We start from the raw sequence: 17,033 nt of genomic DNA on the forward strand, positions 1-17,033 counted from the left end.
CCCTTGTAATAACCACCACAGCAAGCTGTTTTGGACTGGCCGATGATCTCCCATTTGCCGATTCTCGTCGTGTTCCTGATTGAATATAATTGATTTTCATTCTCATTTTCATGCTCTATGACCTGCACAAGCTGTAGGTAAACGTGGTATGATATTTGAAAGATTTCAAATACAGACATATTCAGGCGGAGCGTGGAGAACCTATGGAACCAACAGAAACCCAGAAAACTGATCCGGCCCCGATGGCGTCAATCGTCGGCATGGAGGATATTGTACGGGCGCATCATATGCTGCGTGAGGTGATTGTACGTACACCTTTGCAGCGGGATGCCGTCCTGTCGGCTAAATATAACTGTAGCGTGTATCTGAAAAGAGAGGATCTTCAGGTCGTGCGTTCCTTTAAAATTCGTGGAGCCTACAACATGATTCGCAGCCTGACTCCTGAGCAAATGGAAAAGGGCATCGTGTGTGCGAGTGCGGGTAATCATGCGCAGGGTGTGGCTTTTTCATGTAATGCGCTGGGCATTCACGGCAAAATATTCATGCCGAGCACAACGCCTAATCAGAAGGTGAAGCAGGTTCGTCGCTTTGGTGGCAACAGTGTGGAGGTCATTTTGACCGGGGATACGTTCGACGATGCATACGATGAGGCGATAAAGGTGTGCAGCGAGCAGGAGATGACCTTTATCCATCCATTTGATCATCCGAAAATTATAGCAGGCAACGGTACGATTGCGATGGAAGTGATGGAAAGTTTGGATACGCCAGCGGATTATGTGTTCGTGACCATTGGCGGTGGCGGTTTGGCGGCAGGCGTAGGCACGTATTTCAAAACGGTCAGTCCGTCCACCAAGGTAATTGGCGTAGAACCGCTTGGCGCGGCGTCGATGACGGAAGCGATGCGTTTGAACAAGGTGGTTACGCTGGAGCAAATAGACAAGTTCGTTGACGGAGCCGCTGTTAAGCGGGTTGGTCAGTTAACGTATGATATTTGTACACGTACCTTGGACGATATTGTGAAGGTGCCGGAAGGCAAGGCGTGTACCGCGATTCTGGAGCTGTATAATGAAAATGCGATTGTTGTGGAGCCTGCGGGTTCGTTGCCTGTAGCAGCATTGGATATGTATCGTGAACAGATTCAGGGCAAAACGGTTGTCTGCATCGTCAGCGGTGGCAACAACGATATTGACCGTATGCAGGAGATTAAGGAACGGTCTCTGATTTACGAAGGACTGAAGCATTATTTTATGGTGAATTTTCCGCAAAGAGCAGGGGCGCTTCGTGAGTTTCTTCAGGATGTGCTTGGACCGGACGACGATATTACAAGGTTTGAGTATACGAAAAAGAACGACAAGGAGAACGGCCCTGCGCTGGTCGGCATTGAATTGTTTCACAAGGAAGACTATCTTCCCTTAGTTGAACGAATGAGCCGCAAGGGGATTAAATACACAGAACTGAACAAAAACGAAAATCTGTTTAATATGCTAATTTAAGAAGGGGCCTGCGGGCTCCTTTTTGTATGACAACATTATGCGTAGTTTGGGAATTTCCTATGATTTGAAATAAAGCGTTTACAAAAATGAAGTTGATAGGTTAATATATGGGTAACTTCGTAAGTATAAACACTAATGTAATAGGTGTATCACATGATTTCTATCATATGAAACTATTTCGGAGGTGCGTAGAATGTTGAAATCTAGGAAAAAATCAGTGCGGGGTAAAATAGCCCGAACGGCGTTTGCTGCCGTAACCTCGGCTGCGTTGTTGCTATCGGTAATGCCATCCGCATCGGCAGAGCATTGGGCATTAACTGGCGATGTGGCGGTACATGATCCATCCATCACGAAGGAAGGCAATGCGTGGTATATTTTCTCCACGGGTCAGGGAATACAGGTACAAAGGTCAGATGATGGACGCAATTTTTACAGATTGCCGCAAATCTTCTTATCACCGCTATCCTGGTGGAAATCGTATGTACCTAATCAAACTACGAATGATATCTGGGCACCGGATGCTCAAAAGTACAACGGACGGGTATGGCTGTACTATTCCATTTCCACTTTTGGTTCCCGTACTTCAGCCATTGGACTGGCCTCCGCGTCGAGCATTGGAGCAGGGAGCTGGAGAGATGACGGGCTAGTGCTGCGTACGACGCAATCTGACGATTACAATGCCATTGACCCGAATCTGGTCATTGACGCTTCCGGTAACCCGTGGCTTTCCTTCGGTTCTTGGAATACAGGCCTGAAAGTTACCCGTTTGGACAAAAATACGATGAAGCCTACGGGGCAGATTTATTCCATCGCGAAGCGTACCGCTGGCGGTCTGGAAGCTCCACATGTTACATACCGAGACGGTTATTATTATCTGTTTACTTCCATTGATAACTGCTGCCAGGGCGTAAACAGTAATTACAAAATTATTTACGGTCGCTCCACCAGTATTACTGGACCGTATGTGGACAAGAGTGGTAAAAAACTGATGGATGGCGGCGGAACCATATTGGATGCGGGGAATGATCGTTGGAAGGGACCGGGCGGTCAGTCCATTTATAACAATAGCGTGATTGCGCGTCATGCCTATGATGCCACTGATAACGGTAATCCAAAGCTGCTGATTAGTGATCTGAAATGGGACTCCGCAGGTTGGCCTACGTACTAAAAAATGTGGGCTACATGGAGTCCCTCGTATAGCGATCTCACATAGGTATATCCAGAAACTGTTCCTCCATAGGAGGAGCAGTTTCTGGCTTGCAAAGTCATAGAAACATGCTATTATAAATCAAGTTGATAATAATTATCATTATCGTCATCGTCATGAGCGTTATGGTGGTTTCAGGTATGGAGGGAGTGACCTCACGAATGCAGTTTAAAGGCAGAGCAGATAAACAAGCGACTCGGACAGAAGGCACAGCTCCTGAAGTAGCCTTGGTAGCCCGTCCTTTACTCCGGGCGGGCCGAATTCGGCAGGCGCTGCTATTCATAGGTGCTGCTGTGCTGCTGGCCTTGGCTATGTTTGCCGCGATTTCCCTTGGAGCCAAGGACTTGACCTTAGGCACGGTATGGGCGGCGGTATTCCACTATGATCGTTCATTGATGACACATCAGATCATTCATGAGCTGAGATTACCGCGTGTGCTGGGGGCGGCTGTCATCGGAGCTGCGCTGGCGGTGGCAGGCTCTCTGATTCAGGGTATTACGCGCAACCCGCTGGGAGATACAGGTGTGTTAGGCATTAACGCAGGAGCGATGTTTGTGGTCGCTGTGAGTTTTGCCTTTTTCCCCAATCTTCCTTATGGGACGTTAATCGTATTGTCGTTCCTCGGGGCGCTGATGAGCACCTTGCTGGTATTTGGTCTGGGAGCTTCCGCGCCCGGGGGATTGACGCCGATGAGACTGACCGTATCCGGAGCAGTGACGGCTGCTCTGCTAGGCTCTATGACTTCGGGAATTGCGATTTATTTTGATCTGAGTCAGGATTTGGCCTTTTGGTATGCGGGCGGTGTCGCAGGAATCAAATGGTCGCAGCTTGAGATTCTTGCGCCGATTTTGCTGATTGTGATTGCCTGGTCTATGGGGCTGGCACGCTCTATTTCACTGATTTCGATGGGCGATGAGGTGGCGCTGAACCTTGGGTTAAATCTCAAGCGTATCCGGCTGCTGGGTCTGTTGACCGTGGTGGTACTGGCCGGATTGTCCGTGTCCGCAGCCGGGGCCATCGGTTTTGTAGGGCTGGTTATTCCACATATCGCCCGCAAACTGATTGGTGTGGATTACCGCCAGATTGTACCGCTGTCTGCGTTATTGGGAGCTGTGCTGCTGGTGTTGGCTGATTTGGGGGCGAGAATGGCGAATCCGCCCGAGGAGCTCGCTATTGGAATTATGGTGTCCTTTATCGGAGTGCCTTTTTTCCTCTTTCTCGCTCGTAAGGAAAGGAGGGATTTGTAATGAGTCGCTCTTTAGGAACCGGGGATGCAAGAAGGACAAAGGCTTTGATCGTCTGCTTGGCTTTGGCAGCGATCAGCTTTGCCGTCATTCTATTGAGTTTGAATACTGGAACGATTCGTATTCCACCGCTGCGTGTACTGGATACACTGTTTGGTGGTGGCAACGGGCGTGATCATATCGTCCTGTTCGAATACCGTCTGCCGCGTATCGTTGTAACGGTATTGGCCGGGGCCGGATTGGGAGCAGCCGGGGCTGTTATGCAGGGCTTGTCGCGGAACGCACTCGCTGACCCGGGGGTGCTGGGGCTTCACGCGGGGGCTGCGTTAGGACTGGTGATGTTCGTCAGTTTCTTTCGCAATCTTGAAGGATCGGCGGCCGTGCTGATCCCCCTGTTTACTTTTGCAGGAGGTGTCGTGGCGGCGGTGCTGATTGTGCTGTTGTCCTATAACCGGAACAGAGGAATCGTGCCTGTGCGTCTGATCCTGTCCGGCATCGGTGTAGCCTCGGGCCTCAGCGCGATAACGCTGTATTGGTCCTTGCGACTCGATGAGGATACTTACGCGTTCACCGCACGTTGGTTGGCTGGCAGCGTATGGGGCCGGGACTGGATACATGCGGCGGCTTTGCTGCCGTGGATTGTTATTGTGCTGCCCTACGTTCTGTCACAGACGCGCAGCCTGAACAATCTGTCGCTGGGCGACGAGACGGCGGCTGGAATCGGCACGAGTGTGAAACGTCAGCGTCTGTTGCTGCTGGGTGCAGCCGTGGCTCTATCCAGCGCCAGTGTGTCTATGGCTGGAGGCATCGGCTTTATAGGGCTGATTGCGCCTCATCTGGCTCGCCGTCTGGTTGGGCCAATGTATCAGCATTTGCTGCCGGTGGCCTGCTTTGTCGGAATCGTCATTTTGGTCACTGCGGATACGATTGGACGTTCCGTGTTTCAGCCGAATGCGATTCCGGCGGGTGTGGTGGTTGCTGTGGTAGGGGCTCCGTATTTTTTATTTTTGCTGTCCCGAACGAAATGACAGATGGAAAATGACAGATGGAAAAGGTACATAAACAAACAAGCAGAAGCTTTCTATATAGATCATTTTAGTTGGAGCTTCTATGACATAGGAGGAATAATAATGGAAAAAAATGGATTAAAGCGTTCATGGGTGGGCATGGTTCTTATTTTATGTATGGTGATGCTGTCCGCTTGTGGACAAGCAGCAGATAACAAAGCTACCGATACGAAAGCGGCGGACAACGGCGAGAAAACGGTCAGCGCGGATTCGCGCATTGCTTCCATGTCCATTCATTTGACGAACAATCTGCTGGCGCTGGGTATTACTCCGGCTGGCTCGGTCATCGGTGGAGATGTTAAGGACTTTTTACCCCATGTAAAAGATCGTCTCCAGAATACCCGCAAGCTGGGCGTTGTCACAGACCCGGATATGGAAGCCGTGCTGGAGCTGCAACCTGACCATATTTTTCTAGACAAAAAATATTCGGGAACCGATGTAGCCAAGTATGAAAAAATCGCGCCAACCGAGGTCTTTGATCTGGACGAGGGCACATGGAAGGATCAACTGAAAAAAATAGCTGTTATGGTCAAGCATGAAGCGCAGGCGGACGCTTTCCTGAAAGATTACGATGCCCAACAGGAACGGGTTAAAAAGCTGATCCATCAAAAAATAGGCGACGGAACCGTGATGGCTATTCGTGTTACGGCGAAGGAAGTCCGCGTAATGGGCATGAAGCGCCCGGTAGGTCCGCTGTTGTATCAGGATTTGGGCTTGAAGCCAGCCAAGGGTGTGGAAAAGATCAACAAGGCATATCAGGTCGTATCCCAGGAGGTTTTGCCGGATTATGATGCCGATGCGATCTTTGTCATTATCAGTAAAGGCGCGGATGCCCAAAAGGTGTACACGCAACTGGAAGGAAACGCAGTATGGCAAGGACTCAAAGCAGTGAAGCAGGGTCATGTCTACATGCTGGACGGACAGCCTTGGCTGGACTATTCGGCAATGGGACACAAAATCGCTCTGGATAATGCAGAGCAACTCTTTTCCAAATAAGCTTTAGCGTACAGCAAAGCCGTATTCCCTAATGCACTTATTGCAGGTGGGGAATACGGCTTTTTGGCGAACACCTAAGCTGCAAGTCGGATGCCAGATAGTTCCCAGGTCAGCCGACAGCCGCTTTCTTTTCTGATATCATGTACGTCAACAAACCAACGTGTCAGCTCAGCCACTCTATAACCAAAAGGGCCGCCGCGAACAAAAATCGGGCAGCTTCGGTATAAATGAGAACTGCGAGCTATGAACGTTTTTTGCGCAAAAAAATCGGCTTGAGTCCAATAAAGCCGATGGCGGCAAGGATCAGATTCACCCAGGGTGAAATGCTCAACACGGGCAGTGCGCTGCGCAGGGCCAACCCTGCGACCAGAATCACCACGACTAACACGACATACAGCAAGATGGACTTGAGGTCTATGCGGGGCTTCACGGGCGTATAGTCTTGCTGTGCTTTCTCTCCTTCTTCCGGGCGGTCCATAAAATTCATCAGCGCTTCAACCAGCAGAATGGCTCCTGCGGCGATGATGATCAGGGTGGACAGGTTAACTTTTTCAAAAGGAGCAACATCTCCGCCTGTGAACGTTACAAACCATCCGATAATCGCCTGTGTCAAAAAAAACATGGACAAGGAAATCCATGCAATAAGCGTATAATTTTTGGCTTTACTCATTTCTTCCTCCTGCTTTGCGGGCGTATTCCGTCTGGCGGAACCGCCAATACGTAACAAAAACAGTATACGTGAGTAAGCTGCGGATGGCAAAAGGCTTTATCTGCGTAATGTATATTACCGCTGCATTCTCCTCAAACTGGATAAAGGGTGAGCACGCGGAGCATCCTGAATGTAAATGTGGAGAGGATGTGGCATTATGAAGCTGGATAAGCAAGCGGATTATACGGTTAATAAACGGCTGGAAGCCGCTCCAGTTAGAAACAGCGTGGAGGCCTTGCCTGTGAACGTGAGTCATCGGAGCGTTCAGGGGATATTCCCGACGTACCGTATTCTGGACGATGCTGAATGGGCTCGGGATACCGAGTTTGCAGGTGACCTGGGCGAAGAGAGCTACCACAGCTTATGGCATGAGGATCAGAATAGCGGTGCCTCTTACAGACTGGAATGGGAGGGGCGTACGGAGACCCACGAAATGTTCAGGAACAGCTACGAATAGTCTGCTGGATGAAGTTAATTTTCCCATCAAGTAATGCAATATGGCGTTCCTCGTTATCGTTGCGGGGAGCGCCATTTGTTCGTTTTTTCTCCGTTATAACTGACAGGTTGACAAGGAAGCAGGGCAATGATAGACTGACTTTACTATAAAGCTCATTAAACTTATCGGAATTAAAGTAAAAGAATATTTTGCTGAGCATCCATGTTACAATGATACGTTTGACATATTCGCTTAAAATCATTAATTATCAATCATTAATCATAACAAGGAGCTTCGCAAGGTAGGGGTGCCCATGCAGCATAGCAGCTTGGTGACGGTGAAGCTTGAAACAGGGGGACAATCATAATGGAACGGCAAATTGGAATTCGCTTTGAAAATGAGGAGCTGGCCGCAACGATTCATTATCCGAGCAATCCGAATGAAGGAGACCGTCAGAGACGGGTACCGCTCGTAGTGATATGCCACGGATTTGTGGGCAATCGTATTGGGATAGATCGGTTATTCGTAAAGACTGCACGTGAGCTTGCGGAAGGGGGATATTTTGTCCTGCGCTTTGATTTTGCCGGTTGCGGGGAAAGCACGGGTGACTACGGCAAGCAAGGGCTGGAGTCGATGATTAATCAGACACGTACCGTGCTCGATTATGCCGTGAATTGTGCAGACATCGACCCGACCAAGGTGACGCTGATCGGTCACAGTCTGGGTGGCGCGGTCGCCCTTCTCACAGCGGTACGGGACAAGAGAGTACAAAATCTGGTGCTTTGGTCGGCGGTCGGCTACCCGTTCAATGACATTGTTAAAATTACGGAGCGAAGCGTGTACGATGAGTCCGTGAAAAGCGGTCAGGCCGACTATTTGGGCTACAAGTTCACACCTGCTTATTTTGAATCACTTGCCCAGTTCCAGCCGTTTCAGGAGGCCGTCAAGTTTAACGGGGATGTGCTCGTTATTCACGGAACCTCGGATGATATCATTCCTGTGGACTATGCGTTCCTGTTTCAAAAGGTATTTTGGATGCGTCCAGAGGGACGTTGCGACAAAGAAATTATTTTTCAGGGAGATCACACCTTCTCTTCCGGTAAAGAACGGCAACGGTTGATCGATCGGACGCTGGAATGGCTGGATAAGCAGGAGAATATTCAGAGGGATTGGCAGCACTGGATGATCTGATTTCAGGTTGTAACGGATTGTATTGGAAATTGCGCCTCCACCGGAGTAAAATGGAAGAGTAACACTATACTGGCGTGTGGAGGTTGGCAGCGATGACATTACCCTCAATTTTTGTTGCGCATGGTTCACCGACACTGGCTTTAGAAAACAATGCATACACCAGCTTTCTTGCAGAGCTGGGCGCGAGCCTGCCCCGACCCAAAGGAATAGTCATTTTTTCCGCGCATTGGGATAGTGCTGATCAATGTATCGGCGCGGATGATCAGCATGCAGCGTTGCACGATTTCTATGGCTTTCCTGAACAAATGTACACACTCGATTACCCTGCACCAGGTGATCCGAAGCTGTATGAGGAGATAGAGCATCTGTTCAGTCAGCATAACCTGTTCCACCAGCCGGTTCGGAACCGGGGACTGGATCATGGAGCATGGGTGGTTTTGCGGCATATATATCCTGATGCGGACATCCCGGTCGTCCCGCTCTCCATTGATTCTAGGCGCGCTCCGCAGGAGCAGTATGAGATTGGGCGGATGCTGGCACCATTGCGTGAACAGGGCATTTTGATCATCGGTAGCGGCGGGTTGGTCCACAATTTGCGAACACTCAAGCAGACGAATGAGCCTGCGGATTGGGCGGTTCAATATGATGACTGGATCGGTCAGCAGCTTCAGGACTGGAATTTGCGTCATTTGTTTCAATATGACAAAAAGGCTCCTTATGCCAAACAGGCGGTTCCCTCTTATGGGATAGAGCATTTTTCACCGCTGTTTTACGCGATGGGGGCTGCGGATGACCAGCGCTCGGCGAAGAAGCTTTTTCAGTCCTATGTCCTGGGCTCACTAAGTCTCAATTGTTGGGCTTTCGGGCAAGAACGTGATACGTAAATGTGAAAAAGAACTTCCGAATCCACATGGCTAGTGGGAAGGAAGTTCTTTTGTGTATATAACGGGAGTTACTGTAGGGTGTGTTCCTGTAAAACTTGATCAGGAAGTGGGTACGTTCTTTTTCAGCCAGTCGGATACCTGTGCAGTATGTTTATCCCCGTTTTGATCCAGCAGTGCCACGAAGGCTTTTAGTTTTTGTACATAAGGACTAGCTGAGCCACTGTTGCGTTGAATTACCAGTTGATATCCTTTTTTGGCGTTAGGATGAATCTTCTTGGTATCGTAATCGAATAATGGCGTATTGTTCGTGCCGTAGAAGGTATAGAAATAGTACAGATCATGCAATTCTTTGACAGCTAGTGTACGGTTGGAATGTGGATATTTGTTTAAAAAGTCTTCCTGTGCCAGCACCCGTCCAGACAACTGCTGATATCCGATATGCAGCGCGGCATCCTTGGTAGACGCCTGTCCAGATTCCACTGTCATGATGTCAATATAGCTGCGGATATCTGCCGTGGTGTACTTTCCGAAAACTTTATATTTTTCATAGTTTATGACAGGATAATACATACCTTCTGCGGTTTCCAGTTTGTATCCGGCATCTCTGGTTTGGGTCAGTAATTTCTTCAGGTTCGTATCCTTGGTGCGGCTAATTACATTTGTGAACGAATCGCCGGGTTTATAAATAGTATTGATTTTGGTCTGAACAGAAGCTGGGTATAAGGCTTGTGAATAAGAATCCAATTGCTTGGTTTGCGCATTTTCCAGATGAAGCGTCATGATGGTGACTTGAGAGGCTGGAATGAATTGAATGTGTTTTTGCAAATAAGCGAATGCCTGAGGTAGCTTGCCGGGTTGACGCAGCAGTTGCTCGAAGTTCTTGGAGATACCTTGAACACTTTCCGATTGAGACGTTGTTGTAGTCGATACTGCTGCTTCGGCTTGTGATGGATATCCCAGTCCCATAGTCTGTACTGTGAAAGTTACTGTCGCGAGCATGAGGTAGGCTTTGGTGATTTTTTTCATGATATAACCCTCCATGGCTTTCTTTGGTGTAACTGTAGTGTATAGGGGGAATGTATCGTGAGCATTCCGGATTGTATCCAACTTGTAAACGTTTGGGGAAATGATGAATCGGATATAAAGAGGAGATTTCAAACCGGGAGGAGGGGCAGCGGCATAACTGCACAAGAACGAAAATTATAAGCCAGGATGCAGCATCGTAGCTGTACAAAGCCGAAACATATAAAATAAAGCAGTATTGCTGCACAAAAAAACAACCATTAGCCCGGAGGGTAACGGTTGTTTTTTGGGTAGTTTAGGCTATTTTTCGAGCGGGATCCGCTGGAAAGGTATCTTTATTTTTACGAAACAGTCCACGCAGGAAGGATAGTACCCAACGATCCAAGCCAATCCGTCCAGCGTTTGCGCCAGCAACGACAAGGAAGATTTCAAACAGCAGGTAGATTGCATTCGTGCTTACCGTACCCGAGAACAGGAACGAGAAATTCATGACCATTGCCATCAGGGCAGCTAATGTAGTCAGTGTACCAAGAAGCAGTCCAACTCCGACCAGGAATTCACCCAGTGGGATCAGTACGTTGAACAAACCGACATTTGGCAGGGCAAAGGCTTCAAGGAACGATCCCCACCAGCCTTGTACAGCGGGATGTTCTCCGCCTGTTTTAGCAATGGCCCCCGAGATAAATCCGCCTGCATCGAATCCGCCAGTCAGCTTCTCAAGTCCATGGGTCATCCATTCATATCCCAGATAAACCCGTACTATAGTCAGCAGCCACATTGCTACTTTATTTTCACGCAACCAGTTGTTAAACATTCAAACCACTCCTCTTTCGTATCTTATAATGTTGTTTGTATTCATTTGGTTTGGGATGATCATCTCTGCTACACCCTTATTGTATTAGGTTCAGTTACAGTTATTTGTGATAAAAATCACAAAGTCTGAATATTTTTTAAATTTTAATGTCTTCAGATAAGTATTCTATAGAGTTGAGGTGTTTCAATCGAGACAGAAACAGGAAATAACGCTTATAATGAGAAAAATGTCTAACTGGAGGGATGAGCTTGTCCAGGCCCATTTTCAATCGAAGACGATGGTTGCGTGTGATGACCTCGGTTTTGCTATGTATGACCATGATGTCTTGTTCTGCTTTGTCCAAATCGGGTGAATCAGAACCCGTACCTCAACCGCTTAAGCAAGAAACACAGCCGGAGGCGCTTGAGCCGTCCAAGGAACCGACTATTCCTGCATTTACAGCTCCGCTTACGGGTCTTCCGGTGCAGCAGCCTGTTCTGGAACGACCGCTCGCCATTATGATTAATAACGCTCCAGCCGCACGGCCTCAGGCGGGACTTAGCGAGGCGGACATGGTATATGAGGTTCTCGCGGAAGGTGGGATTACCCGTTTGGTAGCTTTTTTCCAAAGTCATGGCGGAGATGTGAAAATAGGTCCGGTCCGCAGCATCCGGCCGTATCTGATTGAACTGGGTGAAACTTATGGAGCATTGCCGATACACGCCGGGGGAAGTACAGATGCCTATGCGATTTTACAGCAGCAGCGAAAGGAGCATCTGGATGAGATTTCGAATGGGGGGGCTTACTTCTGGAGAAGCAAGGATCGCCGTCCTCCACACAATCTGTACACAGATGTGAACAGACTTCGCCAAGGAAGCGAAAGCAAAGGCTACGCCAGACAGACGGTGGTTCCGGTATATAACTACCTTAGATCCGGTGAAACCTCGGTCATGGGAGACGAGGATGCAGTATCTTTGCAAATCCGCTTTTTGCTTAAAAGCTACAAGGTATCTTACACCTACGATCCGTCTGCTCAGCAATATAAGCGTTTTGTGAACGAAAAGTCACATGTGGATCAAAACAATAACAAGCAGCTCTCTGCGGCCAATGTCATTGTGATGAGCACCAGGCACCAAACGCTGGATGATGTAGGCAGATTGAGCGTTAAGCTGAATGGCAGTGGAGAGGCCATGGTGTTTCAACAGGGACGGCTGATACATGCTGAGTGGCAGCATACGTCCGGTGATGCGATTCGTTTTTTGAAAAATGGAGTTGAAATTCCGTTAGTACCAGGTACATCCTATATACATGTGGTTCCGGCGGACGTTTCGTTGAACGAGCATGTAAGTGTAGAAGCAAAGTAAAGTATACGAAATTCACCTTTTAAGGTATAATTTGTCGGATAATGCACTTCCTTGTCGGGCAATGTATACTTAATATTGTGAAATTTGCCTTTACAAACTTTACAAAAACATTGATGAGTGTGATAAGATAGCAAAGGTTGTCTAATGCAGTCGAAACAGGTTGCGGATATTTTCGTAAAGGGGTAATCGTTAATGAGATTGAAGAAAAAGGATATATTCTTCGAGACGTTGGAAAATATGGCAGATACAATCGTGCAAGCAGCCGATTACTTTGCCCAACATACTTCAAATCTTCAAGATGTGGTTCTGTTTACTAATGAAATGAAGAAGTATGAAAATAAGTGTGATGATTACACACACACGATTATTACTGAGCTGAACAAGACCTTCATTACGCCGCTGGAACGCGACGACATCATGGAACTGACAACGACCATGGATGATGTGCTGGACGGTCTGGAAGCGACGGCCTCTCGTTTTTATATGTACAACATTACGGAGCCGGACGAGTATATTGTGCAGTTCGCTGATATTTTGCGTCAGTCGGCTTGTGAAATTCAGAAGGCTGTACATTTGCTTTCACAGAAAAAGTTGCTGGCCATCCGTGAATATACCATTCGCCTGAATGATTTGGAAAACCAGGGGGATGAGCTGTTGCGTATTTGCATCAAAAACCTGTTTGCAACTGTGACTGATCCTATTGAACTGATTAAACGCAAAGAATTGTACGAACGCCTAGAAACGACAACGGATTCATGCGAGGATGTTGCAAATATGCTGGAATCCATCATTATGCGTAACTCGTAAGGGAGTCCTTTTACATGGATACAAGTTTACTGGTATTAGGTATTGTTATTTTTCTTGCTCTGGCATTTGATTTTATTAACGGTTTTCATGATACGGCGAACGCTATCGCAACCTCGGTATCTACCCGTGCGTTGACGCCGCGTCGTGCGATTATTATGGCTGCGGTCATGAACTTTCTCGGAGCTATATTGTTTACAGGGGTTGCCAAGACGATTGGTGGAAGTGTCGCTGACCCTACCAAGCTTACGAACGGGATTGATATCGTTATTGCGACGCTGATCGCAGCGATTATCTGGAATCTGCTCACATGGTGGTTCGGTATTCCTTCCTCATCCTCCCACGCATTGATTGGTGCGCTGGCGGGGGCTGTGTATGTAGGTGCCGGATCGGAGAAATTGAACTGGAGTGGCTTCATCGGAATTGTCGAGGGACTTATTTTCTCCCCGCTGATTGCTTTTGTAATCGGTTATATCGTAATGATGATTTTAAAATACATCTTCGCTCGTCGCAGTCCGCATACGGTGAACAAAGGTTTTCGCACGATGCAGGTCATTACGGCAGCGATTCAATCGTTCACGCACGGTACGAATGATGCTCAGAAGGCAATGGGGATTATCACGTTTGCACTCGTTTCGTCGGGTTATCAGGATCATCTGGAAGTGCCGATGTGGGTTAAAATTTCGGCCGCAACAGCCATGGCGCTCGGTACGTCCATTGGGGGCTGGAAGATCATCAAGACGATGGGCACCAAGATTTTTAAAATTGAGCCGATCAATGGCTTCGCTGCTGATATTTCCGGAGCTTCGGTTATTTTCACAGCCACGCTGCTTCATTTACCGGTAAGTACCACTCATGCCATTACTTCGGCTATTTTGGGTGTTGGGTCTGCGAAGCGTTTTTCCGCTGTGCGTTGGTCGCTGGCTGGTCGCATTGTCATTACTTGGGTCATTACGATTCCGATTTCTGCTTTATTGTCAGGTTTGATTTTCAAAATTCTTTTTTAGTTCATCATTATTTCTCGAAAAATAAGTACACACTATAGGATACACAATAAGCTTCCGTCCGCTTTTTGCGGCAGGGGCTTATTGGCATTACAGGGGCAAAAACAGGTCTTTTAAACCTTACCCAACCAGACAGATCCATGAAACATTTTTAAAAAAATATCTGACATCAAAGTAGTCAATTTTTGATAACTCCTGTAGAATAAACAGAAAACTTTGAACCGTTCAACTGACTGGAGGAACTTATGCGAAAATCTGGAAAACTAATAGCGCTCATGATTTGTCTGTTTTTTGTGGTTGCTCTGGCCGGTAATTTCGGCGTAGTAGCACATGCAGAAAACAAAACAAAATATGATATCGGCACGGATACAACGTTCGCGCCTTTTGAGTTTGAAGATGTTGATGGTAAATTTGTCGGAATCGACATGGATCTGCTAGCCGCTATTGCCAAGGATCAGAATTTTGACTATACCATTAAGCCTCTTGGCTTTAATGCAGCAGTGCAGGCCCTTGAAACGAATCAAGTAGACGGCGTCATTGCCGGCATGAGTATTACAGATGAACGTAAGCAAAAATTTGATTTTTCTGAACCGTATTTTGATTCAGGTGTGGTCATGGCGGTCCGTAAGGATAATGATACGATTAAACGCTATGAGGACCTGAAAGGGCAGCGTGTCGCAGTTAAAACAGGAACAGAGGGCTATACGTTCGCAGAGTCCATTAAGGCCAAATATGGCTTTACTACGGTTCCGTTCGATGATTCCTCTCAAATGTACGATGAGGTTAAAACTGGAAACTCAGTCGCATGTTTTGATGACTATCCGGTGCTGGCATACGGAGTGACACAGAATAATGGGCTCAAGCTTGTGACAGACAAGGAAAAAGGCGGTTCTTACGGTTTCGCTGTCAATAAAGGCAGAAACCAGGAGCTGGTGGAGAAATTTAATGCAGGGCTTGTGAATCTTCGCAACAGCGGGGAATATGACAAAATCATGTCCAAATACCTGGGTGAATCCGGCAAAGGTGCGGCACCTGTAGAGCTTGGTCGCTGGGAACTTATTTCCGCTTCTCTACCTTCGCTGATCAAAGGAATGGGAAATACACTGCTGTACACGCTTGTATCCTTGCTCGTAGCTTTTGTGCTGGGTCTGGTGTTCGGCTTTATGAAGGTGAGTCACAAAAAACTGTTCCGTGGTATTGCAACAGTTTTTGTCGATGTTTTCCGTGGTATTCCGCTGATCGTACTTGCTTTCTTTATTTACTTTGGGATTCCGCAGGCACTGGATTTTAAAATGCCGCTCTTTGTCGCGGCCGTACTGACGTTGTCTCTGAACGCAGGAGCTTATGTGACAGAGATAATCCGTGGCGGTATTCAGTCCATTGATCCGGGACAAATGGAGGCGGCTCGTTCGCTTGGTTTGCCATACCGGACGGCTATGCTCAAAATCATTTTGCCGCAGGCTGTGAAAATCATGATCCCGTCGTTTATTAATCAGTTGGTTATTACGTTGAAGGATACGTCAATTTTGTCCGTTATCGGTCTGGTCGAATTGACCCAATCGGGTAAGATCATTATTGCGCGGACGTTCCAATCCTTTGATATTTGGCTGGTGGTTGCGGTGATGTATCTTATCGTCATTACAGTCCTGACCAAAATTTCCAACCGTCTTGAAGGGAGAGTTCGCCGTGGGTAAAATTATCGTCAAGAACCTGAAAAAAAGCTATGGCAGTAACGAAGTACTGAAAGGCATTGATATGCAAGTACAGGAAGGCGAGGTTGTCTGCGTCATTGGCCCCTCGGGTTCGGGGAAAAGCACGTTTTTGCGTTGCATTAACATGCTGGAGGAAATTACCGCAGGCGAGGTCATCGTGGATGACTACAACTTGAGTGACAAGAGTGTGGACATTAACAAGGTCCGTGAAAATATAGGTATGGTGTTTCAGCATTTCAACCTGTTCCCGCATATGACGGTGCTCAAGAACATTATGTTCGCGCCGACAGAGCTGGGTAAACAGTCCAAGCCAGAGGCCCGGGAGACCGCGTTGAAGCTGCTGAAGCGTGTGGGGTTGTCCGATAAGGCAGATGCATTGCCAGGACAGTTGTCCGGCGGTCAGAAGCAGCGTGTGGCGATTGCACGCGCGCTGGCCATGAACCCGGATATTATGCTGTTTGACGAGCCGACCTCGGCGCTTGATCCTGAAATGGTCGGAGAAGTGCTCGGCGTCATGAACGATCTGGCCCGTGAAGGTATGACGATGATGATCGTGACGCATGAGATGGGTTTTGCACGCGAAGTAAGCGACCGTGTCGTGTTCATGGACGGCGGCTACATCGTAGAGGAAGGAACGCCACAAGAGGTATTCGGTAATCCGCAAAATGAGCGGACGATTAGTTTCTTAGAGAAAGTATTGTAAGTGGGGCAGGGTTTGTGGATGTCGTCGGGGATGTGCTCGTTGTGAGACGCTCCGCGGTCCATTTGATCTTTCGATCGCTGTTGCCCCTGAATTTTTGGATTGTATAAGACATGAGAAGGTGAAAATTCAGGGGCAAAGGCGAACGCTCCGCTTCTTCAGATTCAAATGTACCGCTGCGCTACTACTCGCTGAATCGACTCCTTTTTTCACAAAAGCCTGCCCCACTCTTTTGGGGTGGAGCAGGAGAGGGAACTGGCGCAGCGCTGTGCTTGTGCGCTGAGGGAATAACGAGGTAAGTATTATATTCTGGTAGTAGATCCATTTTGCTTTTTTTAGAAAATGAACTAAAGAATACAACGAGTTGAACGAGAACGAAGTGGGCGGAATGGTGCTGTACAAGCGC

General features: G+C 47.9%; 16 protein-coding genes. 13 read left to right on the plus strand and 3 right to left on the minus strand.

Annotated features, from left to right (window positions below; translation table 11 throughout):
* The first annotated feature begins 203 nt into the window (after positions 1-203).
* The 5 genes from ilvA (at position 204) to AC0WRU_RS04185 (ending at position 6,007) form a co-directional block, all read left to right on the plus strand.
* On the plus strand, positions 204-1,493 hold the full coding sequence (gene ilvA / locus AC0WRU_RS04165; protein ID WP_025686303.1) for a threonine ammonia-lyase IlvA: 1,290 nt from the start codon (positions 204-206) through the stop codon (positions 1,491-1,493).
* Between the two features lie 193 nt (positions 1,494-1,686).
* Positions 1,687-2,661 carry a glycoside hydrolase family 43 protein gene (locus AC0WRU_RS04170; protein WP_476127345.1) on the plus strand — a complete coding sequence of 325 codons (975 nt, stop codon included), beginning with the start codon at positions 1,687-1,689 and terminating at the stop codon, positions 2,659-2,661.
* A gap of 200 nt (positions 2,662-2,861) precedes the next feature.
* Positions 2,862-3,947 carry a FecCD family ABC transporter permease gene (locus tag AC0WRU_RS04175; protein ID WP_476128563.1) on the plus strand — a complete coding sequence of 362 codons (1,086 nt, stop codon included), beginning with the start codon at positions 2,862-2,864 and terminating at the stop codon, positions 3,945-3,947.
* A complete protein-coding gene (locus tag AC0WRU_RS04180; protein WP_476127347.1) occupies positions 3,947-4,972 on the plus strand; it encodes a FecCD family ABC transporter permease in 1,026 nt (341 codons plus the stop codon). Before AC0WRU_RS04175 ends, AC0WRU_RS04180 begins: the two co-directional genes overlap by 1 nt.
* A 102-nt stretch (positions 4,973-5,074) precedes the next feature.
* Positions 5,075-6,007 (plus strand): ABC transporter substrate-binding protein, encoded by a 933-nt coding sequence (locus AC0WRU_RS04185; RefSeq protein ID WP_476127348.1) that lies wholly within the window; start codon positions 5,075-5,077, stop codon positions 6,005-6,007.
* Between the two features lie 241 nt (positions 6,008-6,248).
* Here the strand turns inward: AC0WRU_RS04185 and AC0WRU_RS04190 are convergent, their stop codons facing one another.
* Positions 6,249-6,677: a hypothetical protein gene (locus AC0WRU_RS04190; protein ID WP_476127350.1), complete on the minus strand. Its 429-nt coding sequence runs from the start codon at positions 6,675-6,677 to the stop codon at positions 6,249-6,251.
* Between the two features lie 196 nt (positions 6,678-6,873).
* Between AC0WRU_RS04190 and AC0WRU_RS04195 the strand changes: the two genes are divergently transcribed.
* The 3 genes from AC0WRU_RS04195 (at position 6,874) to AC0WRU_RS04205 (ending at position 9,227) form a co-directional block, all read left to right on the plus strand.
* Positions 6,874-7,173 carry a hypothetical protein gene (locus tag AC0WRU_RS04195; protein WP_476127352.1) on the plus strand — a complete coding sequence of 100 codons (300 nt, stop codon included), beginning with the start codon at positions 6,874-6,876 and terminating at the stop codon, positions 7,171-7,173.
* Positions 7,174-7,518: 345 nt separating this feature from the next.
* The gene (locus AC0WRU_RS04200; RefSeq protein WP_025684525.1) at positions 7,519-8,343 is read left to right on the plus strand and encodes an alpha/beta hydrolase; all 825 of its coding nucleotides are present in this window, start codon (positions 7,519-7,521) and stop codon (positions 8,341-8,343) included.
* Between the two features lie 92 nt (positions 8,344-8,435).
* Positions 8,436-9,227 carry a dioxygenase family protein gene (locus AC0WRU_RS04205; protein WP_192512931.1) on the plus strand — a complete coding sequence of 264 codons (792 nt, stop codon included), beginning with the start codon at positions 8,436-8,438 and terminating at the stop codon, positions 9,225-9,227.
* A gap of 99 nt (positions 9,228-9,326) precedes the next feature.
* Here the strand turns inward: AC0WRU_RS04205 and AC0WRU_RS04210 are convergent, their stop codons facing one another.
* On the minus strand, positions 9,327-10,253 hold the full coding sequence (locus AC0WRU_RS04210; RefSeq protein ID WP_476127353.1) for a hypothetical protein: 927 nt from the start codon (positions 10,251-10,253) through the stop codon (positions 9,327-9,329).
* Positions 10,254-10,545: 292 nt separating this feature from the next.
* Complete coding sequence (locus AC0WRU_RS04215; protein WP_476127354.1) at positions 10,546-11,064, minus strand: DoxX family membrane protein; 519 nt, start codon at positions 11,062-11,064, stop codon at positions 10,546-10,548.
* Positions 11,065-11,306: 242 nt separating this feature from the next.
* Between AC0WRU_RS04215 and AC0WRU_RS04220 the strand changes: the two genes are divergently transcribed.
* The 5 genes from AC0WRU_RS04220 to AC0WRU_RS04240 all read left to right on the plus strand — a co-directional run bounded on the left by AC0WRU_RS04220 (position 11,307) and on the right by AC0WRU_RS04240 (position 16,630).
* Complete coding sequence (locus AC0WRU_RS04220; RefSeq protein ID WP_476127356.1) at positions 11,307-12,407, plus strand: DUF3048 domain-containing protein; 1,101 nt, start codon at positions 11,307-11,309, stop codon at positions 12,405-12,407.
* 192 nt (positions 12,408-12,599) lie between these two features.
* Positions 12,600-13,214: a DUF47 domain-containing protein gene (locus AC0WRU_RS04225; RefSeq protein WP_025684530.1), complete on the plus strand. Its 615-nt coding sequence runs from the start codon at positions 12,600-12,602 to the stop codon at positions 13,212-13,214.
* A 14-nt stretch (positions 13,215-13,228) separates the two neighbouring features.
* A complete protein-coding gene (locus tag AC0WRU_RS04230; RefSeq protein ID WP_476127358.1) occupies positions 13,229-14,218 on the plus strand; it encodes an inorganic phosphate transporter in 990 nt (329 codons plus the stop codon).
* 272 nt (positions 14,219-14,490) lie between these two features.
* The gene (locus AC0WRU_RS04235; RefSeq protein WP_476128564.1) at positions 14,491-15,909 is read left to right on the plus strand and encodes an amino acid ABC transporter substrate-binding protein/permease; all 1,419 of its coding nucleotides are present in this window, start codon (positions 14,491-14,493) and stop codon (positions 15,907-15,909) included.
* Positions 15,902-16,630: an amino acid ABC transporter ATP-binding protein gene (locus AC0WRU_RS04240; protein WP_025684533.1), complete on the plus strand. Its 729-nt coding sequence runs from the start codon at positions 15,902-15,904 to the stop codon at positions 16,628-16,630. Before AC0WRU_RS04235 ends, AC0WRU_RS04240 begins: the two co-directional genes overlap by 8 nt.
* The last annotated feature ends 403 nt before the right edge of the window (positions 16,631-17,033 follow it).

This window comes from Paenibacillus sp. 1-8, from assembly GCF_056316205.1.

Coding starts and splice junctions, on each gene's coding strand:
- AC0WRU_RS04200 (WP_025684525.1), top strand. CDS start 7,519: ATGGAACGGCAAATTGGAATTCGCTTTGAAAATGAGGAGCTGGCCGCA.
- AC0WRU_RS04230 (WP_476127358.1), top strand. CDS start 13,229: ATGGATACAAGTTTACTGGTATTAGGTATTGTTATTTTTCTTGCTCTG.
- AC0WRU_RS04225 (WP_025684530.1), top strand. CDS start 12,600: ATGAGATTGAAGAAAAAGGATATATTCTTCGAGACGTTGGAAAATATG.
- AC0WRU_RS04185 (WP_476127348.1), top strand. CDS start 5,075: ATGGAAAAAAATGGATTAAAGCGTTCATGGGTGGGCATGGTTCTTATT.
- AC0WRU_RS04205 (WP_192512931.1), top strand. CDS start 8,436: ATGACATTACCCTCAATTTTTGTTGCGCATGGTTCACCGACACTGGCT.
- AC0WRU_RS04190 (WP_476127350.1), bottom strand. CDS start 6,677: ATGAGTAAAGCCAAAAATTATACGCTTATTGCATGGATTTCCTTGTCC.
- AC0WRU_RS04195 (WP_476127352.1), top strand. CDS start 6,874: ATGAAGCTGGATAAGCAAGCGGATTATACGGTTAATAAACGGCTGGAA.
- AC0WRU_RS04215 (WP_476127354.1), bottom strand. CDS start 11,064: ATGTTTAACAACTGGTTGCGTGAAAATAAAGTAGCAATGTGGCTGCTG.
- AC0WRU_RS04220 (WP_476127356.1), top strand. CDS start 11,307: ATGAGCTTGTCCAGGCCCATTTTCAATCGAAGACGATGGTTGCGTGTG.
- AC0WRU_RS04170 (WP_476127345.1), top strand. CDS start 1,687: ATGTTGAAATCTAGGAAAAAATCAGTGCGGGGTAAAATAGCCCGAACG.
- ilvA (WP_025686303.1), top strand. CDS start 204: ATGGAACCAACAGAAACCCAGAAAACTGATCCGGCCCCGATGGCGTCA.
- AC0WRU_RS04180 (WP_476127347.1), top strand. CDS start 3,947: ATGAGTCGCTCTTTAGGAACCGGGGATGCAAGAAGGACAAAGGCTTTG.
- AC0WRU_RS04210 (WP_476127353.1), bottom strand. CDS start 10,253: ATGAAAAAAATCACCAAAGCCTACCTCATGCTCGCGACAGTAACTTTC.
- AC0WRU_RS04175 (WP_476128563.1), top strand. CDS start 2,862: ATGCAGTTTAAAGGCAGAGCAGATAAACAAGCGACTCGGACAGAAGGC.
- AC0WRU_RS04235 (WP_476128564.1), top strand. CDS start 14,491: ATGATTTGTCTGTTTTTTGTGGTTGCTCTGGCCGGTAATTTCGGCGTA.